This is a genomic window from Enterococcus sp. E4-150 (assembly GCF_035726465.1).
Lineage (GTDB): Bacteria > Bacillota > Bacilli > Lactobacillales > Enterococcaceae > Enterococcus_B > Enterococcus_B faecium.
The window spans coordinates 314,742-327,862 of the sequence record NZ_JAPRGK010000001.1 but is presented as its reverse complement, the minus strand read 5'-3'; the positions used below and the strand labels follow the sequence as shown (position 1 = coordinate 327,862).

Sequence of the window (13,121 nt, the reverse complement as noted above, 5' to 3'; positions counted from 1 at the left end):
GCACATGCAACTAATTTGCTTAAAAAAATTTTTATTTTTTTTGTAACTTATCTGTTGCTTCATTCATTATCTCGGCTAATTCTTTACTTGCTTCATTTCCCAAGACTGCTTTGTACGACTGATGGAGTTCTTCCCAGCTACCATCGACTTCCTTAGTAAATTGGCGTCCTTGTTCTGTAAGATAAACTAATGACAAGCGACCTTCGCTAACTGTTTTGACGTATCCTTTATATTCTAATTTTTCAACAAAACGAGCAATCGTTGATGGAGCGGAATAGAGCATTTGTGCAATATCTTTTTGTGGTATTCCGTCTTTTTCTTTTAATATCAATAAAATAAAACCATAAGTTGGTGCCAGACCTGTCCTTCTAAACGCTTCATCAGCTAATTTATTCAACATGCGATCTAGCTTTTTCACGCTAAAGAAAAGACATTCATCTAACGCTTTTTCAATTGGCTTTTCCATTTCATCCCCTCCATTGGCGTACATATCATAGTATGATTTTTATTTTTTGTCAAAAAACACGGAATAATGTCCGCCTGCTCTGTCTAGATTTGAGAAAAAGAAGTAGCCATCTTCAAAGAATTTCGGCTTGTTTTCGACAAAACTCCTTCTGGAACACCGTGAATCAGAGGTTGTGAAAAAGTCGTTTAGTTTTGAGTATGAAGAAAAATTTTGTGAAAATGGCTTTCCACATTTTTGTATAAATTTGGTTTAATACCGAAAAACTGGCTTTTGAACACCGTTTATATCAGAGGTTGTGAAAAAGCCGTCCTGCATCAAGTAATAAGAACAGCCAAACAAAAATAGTTCCTCATATTTTGTCGTTTTTTGAGCTAATGCCGATGGTCAGCTGATTGTACACCGTTTATTGAGAGGTCGTGAGCCTGCCGTTGAACTCCGAGTCACAAGGAGCAATTTCAAAAAACAGCTTCTCATGTTTTATGACTATGGTGACTTGTGATCGAGGAGTTGGCAGGAGAATACTGTTTATTCGTAAAGAAGGGGCTGTGACAAGACTTTTGTCACAGCCCCTTCTTTCCTTTTATTATAGGATTTCGCCATTTGATTGGATGACTTGTCTGTACCAATCAAATGATTTTTTCTTTAACCGTTTCTTTGTGCCATTCCCTTCGTCATCTTGATCAACATAGATATATCCATAACGTTTTGACATTTGTGAAGTAGAAGCGCTGACGATATCAATGCAGCCCCACGACGTATAACCAAATAAATCTACTCCATCTTCGATAGCTTCCTTCATCTGCTCAATATGCTGCTTCAAATAGTCAATGCGGTAATCGTCTTGAACGGTTCCATCTTCTTCTACTTTGTCTATAGCTCCGAGTCCGTTTTCAGCTATGAACAGTGGTTTTTGATACCTATCATATAATTGATTCAAAGCAATTCTCAAACCCTTAGGATCAATCTGCCAGCCCCATTCACTTGATGGAAGATACGGATTTTTAATTCCTCCAGTTATTAAGTTTCCTTGGACCCCTTCCAAATTTTCTGGATGAGCACTGACTGCACTAGACATGTAGTAGCTAAAAGAAACAAAATCAACAGGGTAGGCTGCTAAGATTTCTTCATCACCTACTTCTATTTTTAAGTTGACACCTTTTTCTTCAAACATTCGTTGCGTATACACTGGATAATATCCTCTTGCTTGAACATCACTAAAGAACAAAGAAGTTCTTTGCTGCTCAATTGTTTTTTGAATATCATCCGGATCACAAGAATACGGAACAAGAAGCTGATAGCTGATCATACAACCGACTTGTGAACCTTTGATAATTTCATGACAAGCTTTTGTAGCTAAAGCACTTGCTATAAACTGATGGTGTGCACCTTGGTATTTCGCTTGTTCCAAATGGGGATGGTTTTCTTCAATTACTCCTACGCTAACAAAAGGGTGATGTTTTACACAGTTGATCTCATTGAAAGTCATCCAATATTTTACTTTATTTTTATAGCGTTTGAATACTGTTTCAGCGAAACGAACGTAAAACTGAATAAGCTTTCGATTAGGCCATCCACCATATTCTGTAACCAAATATAACGGCATTTCATAATGGGAAAGAGAAACGACTGGCTCAATCCCATATTTTAGACATTCGTCAAACACTTGATCATAAAAAAATAATCCCGCTTCATTGGGTGTTTCTTCATCACCATGAGGAAAAATTCTTGTCCATGCGATAGACATCCGATAGCATTTAAAACCCATTTCAGCAAATAAACGGATGTCTTCTTTAAAGTGATGATAGAAATCATTTCCGTGTCTTTTAGGATAATAATACTTGCTGTTGGGATCCTGAGCCGCTTTTACTTGCTGATGCGTCATCATATGCCATTGATCTGTCCATTTTTCTTTAGGTAAATCGCTGTCGAATGTATACACATCAGACACAGATAATCCTTTTTCATCTACATCCCATGCACCTTCACATTGATTGGCCGCTGTCGCTCCGCCCCATAAAAATCCTTCTGGAAATTTTTTCATATCGATCCCCCTAAACTTGCTAGTTTTCTTGTTTGATTATTTTTCTTATGACTAGTAATGATATTTTTGAATCTACTACTATTTGTAACAATAACCATTGTGGTCGGATCATATCCCTCTTTGATTAATTCTTGCAAATCTACTTCCATCAATAAATCGCCTTTACGTACTTTTTTTCCATCAGATACTGCACTTTGAAAGTATTTGCCATTTAAATTCACTGTATCAATACCGATATGGATCAGTATCTCTGCTCCTTCTTCACTGACTACCCCAATTGCATGTTTCGTTGGAAAAACTGTTGAAACTTCCCCGTTTACAGGACTGTAGATTTTTCCGTCCGTTGGAATGATCGCAAACCCTTCTCCTAAAGATCCACTGGCAAATGTTGGATCGTTTACTTCAGATAAATCAATTATTTCACCTGCTGCAGGAGTACTTAACACTATATCCTTTGAGGATTCTTCTTCGATTTCATCCTTGTAGCCGAAAAGAAAAGTTAGCATACAGGAACTGATCATCGCTAAGAAATAACTAGCAACTAGCCAAACAAATCCTTCACCAATATAAATCGGGAAAGACAAAATACTTCTTGTAGCAACTGCCAAAGCACCGGCTCCTGCGGCACCAGCTACTCCACCAAATATAGCTCCACATATACAAGCAATGTAAAATGGTCGTTTATATTTAAGAGTCACACCATAAACAGCAGGTTCAGTGATTCCAAATAATGCTGTGATAAATGCAGATAAAGATAAACTTTTTACTTTCTTATTTTTCGTTTTCAAAAATACCCCAAGTACTGCTCCTGCTTGCGCAGCTACGGCAGTCATACATGCTGGACCTAGCGTATCACGACCGTAGAAAGAAAGATTGTTGGTCATTACTGGTACAAGTCCCCAATGTAACCCAAAAATCACTAACACTTGCCAAAATCCGCCGATAACAGCACCAGATAAAACAGGGCTAAAGTTATAAACAGCTAAATATCCAGCTGCAATCAGCTGACTTGCATAATCTGCAATTGGACCTACAACTAATAAAGTAATTGGGACCATCACGATGATACAAATGAATGGTGTCAATAAATTTCGAATACTTTCGTGCAAGCTTTTGCGAATCTTAGGCTCAATATAAGAAAGAACCCATACAGCTAAAATTGCTGGAATAACCGTACTTGTATACCTTGCTAGAATCACGGGCATCCCTAGAAATCGCAAGGTTATGCTATCACTATATGCACTGACAATCGTAGGATAAACGAGAGCTGCTGCAATAACCATAGCGATGAAACGATCTGTATTGAACTTTTTTGCAGCAGTATATGCCAAAAATATAGGCAAGAAATAGAAAAATGCATCAGCTGCTGCATTCAAAATGATATAAGTTCCTGATTCAGTAGTTAATAAATTCAAACTCGTACATAAGGCGAGTACTCCTTTGATCAAACCACTTCCTGCCAAGACGCCTAAAGTCGGGGCAAAAACAGCGGCGATCATGTCTATAAAAGAGTTTAAAATGCCTTTTTTCTCAGTTCCTCTCTTTCCACTAGATGCATCATCTTCTAGTTTCATTTGTTTGGATAATACGTCATACACTTCATTTACTGCATTTCCTACTACGACTTGAAACATTCCTCCAGCTTCGACTACAGTGATCACACCTTCTAGTTGCTCTACCTTCTCCTTATCTGCCTTCTTATTATCTTTTAGGGTAAACCGTAACCTTGTTGCACAATGGTAAACATTGCTGACATTTTCTTCGCCTCCGACAAATCGGACAATATCTTTCGCTAATTGTGAATAGTCCATTTTTCCTTCCCCCTTGTTAATTAATGCCGTAGCAATCCTTCTTACAAGATAAGTATAGTTCTTAGAAAACGGTTTCTCCATTCAATTAGTACCCCTTCTAATAGCGAACGAAACTGTACAATAGTGTGTATGGTTTACTTAGCCGAGCAAATCACTCACTGCTTGAAAGAAAACAAGTATATCGTTTCTCTTATAGTCAAAGGAGACAAAAAAAACACGCTTGATCTTCCTTTGCTGATATATAAGTGGTAGCTCAAGCTGATACTCTGTGATTTTTGTTTCTACTTGGCTTTTGATAAGACAGCACAACAAAGTCTCGGCATTTAACGGAAGCATAACTAGGTCAGAACTAGGAGAAATTAGTTGCTGAATGGAATCTATCTTTTTATGGATTTTTATTTGATTTTCTTCTTTGTAGTAATGATCAAGCAGTTTTGTTTTCTTTTTTTCTTCAACTATGGTCAGCTTTTCACGCAAAATCTGATAAATCTCCGAAGATTCAAACTCATCTAGAACACTAGGTAGATAAATCAAATCATCCCACTCAAAAATAAGCTCTTGCTCAGTAGTCAAAATTGCATCATATTCCGTTATTTTGTTTGATTGATTTTTGAAAAGATACACTGGTTCTATCCGGCATTCTTTGATCCACATGTTCATACTTTGTTGAATCTGTTTTTTTAGTGTATTCAAAATACTAATTGGCTGGTTACTAACAATCAGTATCTCCCCTTGTTTTCGAAAAAGATTCAACGCTTCGGCAAGATACAAAACCAAATAAGCGCTTTCAGCTAAGTTGGGACGTAATTGAAAATGTATTGGGAAGAAACGCCGAATTAAATAAATTTCTAAAGGATAACGTGAGATGATCTTTTGTACAAAATGATTCATGGTATTATGTCCGGCATCCATCCTCGTTTTCATTTGTTTGATATGGGTTAGCAAAAATTCTGTTTCATGGAACAATAACGAAACAGGAAGATCTAAAAAACGAATAATCGTTTGCTCAAATGCTCTTAGATTCTTCTCTATTTCTTTGTTTTTTTCATCATTGATCATCAAATAATTTAACTCTAATAGTCGATTTTCAATTGCTTGTTTTTCTTGATTGGAAAAAGAATAGGGTAGTTCTGATGATAACTTTTTTGTGAGGGTCTCTACCATCGGAATAAATAATGTATACCTGTTTGTTTTTTCTAAAAGTTCTTCTCTTCGAAGAATGGTCAAAACGAGATACCGAGAAAATCGTATGAAGTCCTCTCCTGAAACAATATAATTATATGATATAAGAACCTCTTTTAATGTCTTTTGGACAGTCGGCATGATATTGGAAAAAATTGTACTGATTTGTTGAGGCAACCTTGCGTGTTGGATCACCGTTTCTGTTCCAACAAGAGATAAGAAAATTCTTTTTGAATTTTCTTCAGCAATGATTTTTAGTCCTTTTGTCGACGAAACTTCCAGTTCTAATTTAGGATTGCGCTCGATCCAACGCAAAATCGTTTTTATTTGTAATGATACGGCTGTTTTTGAAAGAAAGAAAATGTCTGCTATCTTTTGCATACTGACATACCCTTTTTGAAACAATAAGTACGTCACAATAGTTGAAGCTCGGAAATCCATGCTGGAATAGATTTTATGTTTCGTCACCTCTTGTATGATTTGCTGTTTAGTTTCAGATTCAATTGATTCTAAAAAATAACCTGAACGTTTATTTGACTGGATAATGATTTTCTTCTCGTAGATAGCAAGCATATTTTTGATTTCAGTTTGGATCGTTTTCTTGTTGGTACCTAAAGCTTCAGCTAATTCTTCGCTTGTTATCCAATGATTCTTATTTCTTAATACTACAAGAATTTGGAGTTGTCGTTTATTTAAGTCCATTTGCTTACACCTCCTCTTTGTTATAAACATACAGGAAAAACCTCTCAAATGACAATAGTCACTTGCAGAGGTTTAAAAATCATTTGAAGAAAGATCTATATTCAAGGTTTTTACCATTAGACTGGATAATTTGTTTATAATATTCAAAACTATCTTTTTTCAATCTCCTAAAGCTTCCGCTCCCATCATTTTGTCTATCCACATAAATAAAGCCATATCGCTTCCTCATCTCCCCTGTTCCTGCCGATACGATATCGATTGGTCCCCACCATAAGTAACCAATGATTTGGCAACCATCTTTTATTGCCTCAGCAATTTCCTGAAGATGTATTTTTAGATACTCACAACGTTTTGAATCGTGGATTCGATTCGATTCATCTGGTGCTTCATCTAGTCCAATGCCATTTTCAACTATGAATAATGGTAATTCATAACGGTCTGTCAATTCATTCATGACATAACGAAACCCTAGAGGATCAATTGGCCAACTCCAAGGTTCGGGAGATTTTTCCTTCAAAAAGGGATTATCGAAACCATTTGCTCCGCCAGTATCTACGCGCATTTCTGCTTCTTTTTTATAGACAGCGCTACGATAATAACTAAATGCAATATAATCTGCCGTGTTAGCTTGCAAGCACTTTTCGTCCCCATCTAACATTACTGGTGCACAGTCTTCTTCCTTCCATGTCCTGTAAATATAAGCTGGATAATGCCCTCGGCACATGACATCGGAGAAAAACCATGAATTGCGTTTGAATTGCAGTGAACCAAATACATTCTCTGGATCACAGTCATATGCATAAGTCGCTAATGCAGAAAAGCTACACATGATACCCATCTTAGCATTTGGATCGATTTTCTTTAATAATTGAGTAGCACGGGCGTTCGCTAGAAACATATGATGACAGGCTTGATAAATCTCTTTTTTTGTTAGTGTAGCAATGGGTTCAAGTTTATCTCTAGCAGGGAATGTAACCAATCCAGCAGCTGCATAAGGCATACGAAAAGCATTATTGATCTCATTAAAGGTCATCCAATATTTCACTTTCCCTTGGTAGCGTTCAAAGACGGTCTGCGCATAAAATTCAAAAAAGTCGATTAATTTTCGATTTTGCCACCCCCCATACTCTCCTACCAATGCTAAGGGGGTTTCATAATGACTAAGAGTAATTACTGGCTCGATATCATATCGATTTAATGTATTGATTAGTCTGTCATAAAATACGAGACCAGCCTCATTTGGCTTCTGTTCGTCTCCTCTTGGAAATATTCGTGCCCATGAGATGCTTGTTCGAAAAGCTTTTAAACCTAACTCCTTCAGTAAACGAATATCCTCTTCAAATCGATGATAAAAATCAATCGCTTCATGAGAAAGATAATGGAGTGATTCGTCTAAAGCAATCTCCCAAATCTTTTTTTCTTCATTCCACTGAATACTAGGATGCTGGTTCATGATCCCGATAAGCGTATCTGTCACATTAGGTAATTTGCCGTCTTCCAGCCATGCACCTTCACATTGATTAGCAGCTACTGCTCCGCCCCATAAAAAATTTTCTGGAAATATTTCCTGATCCATAACTATCTCTCCTCGCTATCAACAATTTCTTACTTGAAGTATAGCTCGATTCATCAAAACAAGATATTCTAACTATTTCGGCAGAAGAGAAGAAAAAAATTGAATGCTACTCTTCATTTTTAATATTTATATATAACAAATACATAAGACGATCCCCGAAAGAAAACACTCGTTAACCATCTAAGCAAACGATTTATTTTACTTCCAACACAAATGCTTCATAAGGTCGTAAATCAACTTTGCCGTCTGGTAACTGTTTCAGAGGATAATTTGACACAATAACCCTTAAAGCTTCACGTGGAACAGTGAACGTCTGCTTTTCACTGGACATATTACAAATAACGAGCCATTGCTGGTCTTCATATATGCGAGAATAGGCAAAGACATGCTCTGGCGTCTCTTCTACTAATTCATAGTCTCCCCAGACGATGATGTCATGTTTTCTACGCAAATCGATCAATTTCTTGTACATATAAAAAATAGAATCTTGATCTGCTAACGCTTCTTCTGCATTGATTTCTTTATAATTTGGATTGACTCGAAGCCATGGAATTCCAGTAGTAAACCCAGCATATTCACGGGCGTTCCATTGCATAGGCGTCCTAGCATTGTCTCTTCCTTTCGCATTGATTGATTCCAAGATTTCCTCTTTTGTAAATCCAGAAGAAATCCTTTCGTTATACATATTGATTGTCTCAATATCTTTTGCTTCCGCGATATCATCGATTGGGCAATTCGTCATGCCTAACTCTTCTCCTTGATAGATATAAGGGGTGCCTTTCATCATATGGAGCAAGATAGCAAACATCTTGGCACTTTCTTTTCGATACACATCGTCATTTCCCCAACGAGAAACAATTCGCGGAAGATCGTGATTATTCCAAAATAAACTATTCCATCCTTCATCACCTAAAGATGTTTGCCATTTGGATAATACTTTTTTCAGTTCAGAGATACTCAAGGGTTTCAAATCCCATTTGTCTTTGCCTTCTTGCTGATCTAATCCTATGTGTTCGAATTGGAAGACCATGGATAATTCATTTCTTTTAGGATTGGAATAAAGTTTAGCGATTTCGGTAGTTGCTCCCCATGTTTCGCCAACAGTCATCAGATTTTTGTCACCAAAAGTTGCTTGATTCATTTCCTGAAGATACTCATGCAGTTTAGGTCCATTACTTGTGATTTCTTTATCCGGTTCTTTGCCAATCATATCGATCACGTCCATACGAAAGCCACCAATACCTTTATCGATCCAGAAATTCATCATTTGATAAATCTCTTGGCGAACCTGTTTATTTTTCCAATTCAAATCAGGTTGACGCTTGCTATACAAGTGCAGAAAATATTGCCCCGTTTTTTCATCCAACTGCCAAGCAGAACCACTGAATATTGAGCGCAATCTATTAGGCTCTTTTCCATTGACCGGATCACGCCAAATATAATAGTCCCGATAAGGATTTTCTTTATTTTTACGGGCCTCAATGAACCACGGATGTTCATCAGAAGTATGATTCACCACCAGATCCATGATGATACGGATATTTCTTTTCTTTGCTTCTTCAATCAGTTCTTCCATTTCTTCCATCGTACCGAATTCTGCCATGATTGCTTGATAATTACTGATATCATACCCATTGTCATCATTTGGAGACTCGTATACTGGAGAAAGCCAAATTGCATCAATACCTAAATACGCCAGATAATCCAACCTGGAAATAATCCCCCGCAAATCTCCAATACCATCTTGATTTGAATCTTGAAAACTTCTTGGATAGATTTGATAAACAACTGAATGGTGCCACCATTTTTGTTCCATGATTTTCCTCCTATAAATGGATGTTTCTATTTTTTGCTTAATCATTTATTTTAGTCTCTCTCACTAAAAATTGTAACGCTTTCAAATAGCTATTGCACCTTGTTATCGGTAACAGAATAAAACAAAAAAACAGCTGAGGAAATTCCCTCAACTGTTTTTTGAAAGGATTGATTTATGCAGGGAAGAATGCTGATTTCACAACTTCTTTATAAACGGTGTTCACTCAGCTGTCCCTCGGTATTAGCTCAAAAAACGGCAAAATATGAGGAACTATTTTTTCGTTTTTTTCTCTAATACTCAGGCCAGAACACTGATTTCACAACCTCTTTATAAACGGTGTTCACTCAGCTGTCCCTCGGTATTAGCTCAAAAAACGGCAAAATATAAGAAACTATTTTTTCGTTTTTTTCTCTAATACTCAGGCCAGAACGCTGATTTCACAACCTCTTTATTTCACATTCAATATCCACATGAATCCCACGAATACAAAGAACAGACCATACATGATTGGAGATACTTCTTTTCCTCTTTTAGCTGCTAACATGGTAATTGGATAGAAGATAAAACCTAATGCAATCCCATCTGAAATACTATAAGTCAAAGGCATACCGATCAAGATCAAGAATGAAGGGATCGCAATCTCTAATTTTCCCCATTCGATTTGACGCAAAGATTGTGCCATCAATACTCCTACCATAATCAATGCTGGTGCAGTTACTTGTGAAGTAACAACTGATAGTAATGGAGAAAAGAACAAGCCTAACAAGAAGAAAATCCCTGTAGTAATAGCTGTGATACCTGAACGTCCTCCAACGGCGATACCAGCTGATGATTCTACAAATGCACCAACGGGAGAAGTACCTAATAAGGAACCCGCAAGCATAGCTGTTGAATCAGAAGCTAAAGCTTTCCCTACACGAGGCATCTTGTTGTCTTTCATGAAACCTGCTTGGTTTGCTAATCCAACTAAAGTTCCTGCTGTATCAAAGAAAGTCACAAGCAAGAATGTCAGCACTACGACCCACATTTGAAGAGAATTGATGTCTCCTACATGTTTTAATGCAACTAAAAATGTTGGTTTCAAACTTGGTGCTGCGGCAACAATTTCAGAAGGCATTGGAATCAAACCTGTGACCAGACCTAAAATCGTTGTAGCTGCCATCCCGATGAAGATGCCACCTGGTACACGCCGAACAAGCAAGATAGCAGTTACGACTAATCCAAAAATCGTCAACCAAGTAGAACCAACGTTGAGTGATCCTAATCCTACTAATGTAGATTCATTCGAAACGATGATCCCACCTTCGCTCAGACCAAGGAAAGCAATAAATAGACCGATACCGCCAGAAATCGCATATTTCAAATCTGCTGGGATCGCATCAATGATCATTTCCCGCAGCTTGAAGATTGTGATCAAAATAAAAATCAAAGAAGCAACGAATACGCCGGCTAATGCTGTTTCCCATGGAATCCCCATTCCTAAACAAACAGAATAAGCAAAAAAAGCATTGATCCCAAGAGCAGGTGCCGTTCCAATTGGATAACGGGCTAATACCCCCATTAAAATACAGCCGATCGCACTGGCTAATGCAGTCGCAGTAAACACTGCTCCTTCATCCATTCCAGAAGCACCTAATACAGTTGGATTTACAAATAAGATATAAGCCATTGAGATAAATGTTGTAAATCCTGCCAGTACCTCACGTTTTACCGTGGTGTTCAATTTTTCTATTTCGAAGTAGGAAAGTATTTTTTCCTTCATCTTCCATCCCCCTAAATCCGAACATTATAAATAAAGCCCGTTAAAATTTCGATTTATTAATAAAACAACGTGTTTTATCATATACTAAAACAAAACATAAGTAAACAAAAAATTCGGATTTTAAGCAAAATCCGAACGTTCCATCTGATTAAATCCCTTTATCTCAAAGTTCATGAACATTCACTTTGGATTACAAGAATTTCTTTATTGTGTTAATAAAGTTTCTTCATTCTAGTCTCAAAAATCAATAGTGTGATTTGATTTTACCATTTCGTTTCTGTTCTTCTTTGATGAATTCTTTTGTATCGACAGGATTCAGATTATTTAGTCCGCCAAAACCTGTATCGACCATTTTTCCCCAGCCTTTTGTCTTCTTTTTTCCTGATTTGAGATTCTTTGCTCGAAGCTTCTCACTATGTTTTGCTCGCCGATACTTCAAATAACCTTCTAATCTTCCCATTAGATCCACTGTTTTTCCTCCTTTTTATTCAATCAGACGACTCAGCTTTTCCTATAACAAAATAATTGCCTTCAGGGTCCGAAAAATTGAAAGTCAAGACGCCATTGTTGTCTGTGATTTCTCCTGGTTCTTCCATGTTCTCGTAGATAGTCTCAAATTCGTCCGTAAAAAACACTAAAGAAGGCGGTGGTCCTAATACTTCTGGTGAAAATTTCTGCACAAATACTTTTGGGAATACGCCTAATTCTAATTCTTTTGAGATGCTGAGTACAATACTCTTAAATTCTTCTGGCAATTCGATTGTTTCAGAAATTTCTGCACCAATTTTTTCTACAAAGAATCGGCAAATCATCTCTACGTCATTGACATAAAGCATCACACGTGTTTTTTGTATCATCGTTTGACCCTTCTTTCTATTTGATTTTCTTTCCTGTCTATAAACTGATTCCATTATATCACGAAAGCGCAAACACCTTGTGTTTGATACTATTCAAGAAAAATAAAGCAATAGTTACTAGGATTGCTTTCCTCCACAAACTTTTTTTACAAAAAAAAACGGCAATGAATGCCGCTCTTCTTTTTTCGATTCTTTTATAATTCTGCTTCTGATTCATCTTTGGTTAGTGTGTGTCTAACACTAGTTACGCCAAATGTTTGATCGATTTTTTCCTTCAACGCTTCGATTGCCTGTGCGCCACGTGCCGCTTGTTCAGCATTGATGGATTCAATGACCAGCACCGCTGCTTGTGTTTCTTCCGTCAGCATCGTTCTTTGGGCTTCACGCCAGTTGAGACAGCGACAGATCGCTCCTTGTTCATCATAGTAGATGATTTCTTCCGGAAGTGCCGGAGCATCGGAATCTGCACCTAAAGGCAGGAATGATTCGCCACCTTGGGCTTTTCCTAAATGCAGATTTCCTGCGATCTTTTCGATATCTTCTCCGCCGCAAGGTACGCCAAAAGACAAGGAAATACTATTATAGATATCTACAAGCGGATTGATTGGGAAAAATTCCCGTTCTTGATTTGCACGTTTCAGTAAAGCTTCAATAGAAGAACGTGCACCTTTTTTAGTCTTGAATGTGGTAAATGCCTGACGCCACTGAGCAATGACTTCGTTTTGGCTGAATGTTTCTTCTGTAAGGTAATTTCTTGCTTCTTTTGCTGCCTCATTCAATAATTGATGATACGTTTCTTCACTTTCTTTTGTTACGTGGTTATCGATACCATTTACGGATAAGATTTCGATGGTTGCTTCAGGAAATACTTCCCAGAAATTGGTATCCACTATTACTTTTTTCATATG

10 protein-coding genes are annotated in these 13,121 nt (G+C 37.3%); all 10 read right to left on the bottom strand.

Annotated elements, in window-relative coordinates:
- Positions 1-31 precede the first annotated feature (31 nt).
- Positions 32-466 (bottom strand): MarR family winged helix-turn-helix transcriptional regulator, encoded by a 435-nt coding sequence (locus OZ002_RS01560; protein ID WP_002328305.1) that lies wholly within the window; start codon positions 464-466, stop codon positions 32-34.
- Between the two features lie 583 nt (positions 467-1,049).
- Positions 1,050-2,507, bottom strand: a complete 1,458-nt coding sequence (locus tag OZ002_RS01555; protein WP_125179232.1) for a glycoside hydrolase family 1 protein — start codon at positions 2,505-2,507, stop codon at positions 1,050-1,052.
- Entirely contained in the window at positions 2,504-4,399 is a 1,896-nt protein-coding gene (locus OZ002_RS01550; protein WP_002307894.1) for a beta-glucoside-specific PTS transporter subunit IIABC, read from the bottom strand. Before OZ002_RS01550 ends, OZ002_RS01555 begins: the two co-directional genes overlap by 4 nt.
- 57 nt (positions 4,400-4,456) lie before the next feature.
- Positions 4,457-6,232 carry an HTH domain-containing protein gene (locus OZ002_RS01545; RefSeq protein ID WP_325082754.1) on the bottom strand — a complete coding sequence of 592 codons (1,776 nt, stop codon included), beginning with the start codon at positions 6,230-6,232 and terminating at the stop codon, positions 4,457-4,459.
- Positions 6,233-6,281: 49 nt separating this feature from the next.
- On the bottom strand, positions 6,282-7,778 hold the full coding sequence (locus OZ002_RS01540) for a glycoside hydrolase family 1 protein (RefSeq protein WP_002307892.1): 1,497 nt from the start codon (positions 7,776-7,778) through the stop codon (positions 6,282-6,284).
- A 193-nt stretch (positions 7,779-7,971) separates the two neighbouring features.
- Positions 7,972-9,594, bottom strand: coding sequence for a glycoside hydrolase family 13 protein (locus OZ002_RS01535; RefSeq protein WP_156249282.1), 1,623 nt, complete (start codon positions 9,592-9,594; stop codon positions 7,972-7,974).
- A gap of 448 nt (positions 9,595-10,042) precedes the next feature.
- The gene (locus tag OZ002_RS01530; protein ID WP_002307889.1) at positions 10,043-11,356 is read right to left on the bottom strand and encodes an NCS2 family permease; all 1,314 of its coding nucleotides are present in this window, start codon (positions 11,354-11,356) and stop codon (positions 10,043-10,045) included.
- Positions 11,357-11,600: 244 nt separating this feature from the next.
- Positions 11,601-11,825, bottom strand: a complete 225-nt coding sequence (locus tag OZ002_RS01525) for a hypothetical protein (RefSeq protein ID WP_002294687.1) — start codon at positions 11,823-11,825, stop codon at positions 11,601-11,603.
- Between the two features lie 19 nt (positions 11,826-11,844).
- The gene (locus tag OZ002_RS01520; RefSeq protein WP_002349820.1) at positions 11,845-12,267 is read right to left on the bottom strand and encodes a VOC family protein; all 423 of its coding nucleotides are present in this window, start codon (positions 12,265-12,267) and stop codon (positions 11,845-11,847) included.
- A 140-nt stretch (positions 12,268-12,407) separates the two neighbouring features.
- On the bottom strand, positions 12,408-13,118 hold the full coding sequence (locus OZ002_RS01515) for a B3/B4 domain-containing protein (protein ID WP_002296773.1): 711 nt from the start codon (positions 13,116-13,118) through the stop codon (positions 12,408-12,410).
- Positions 13,119-13,121 lie beyond the last annotated feature (3 nt).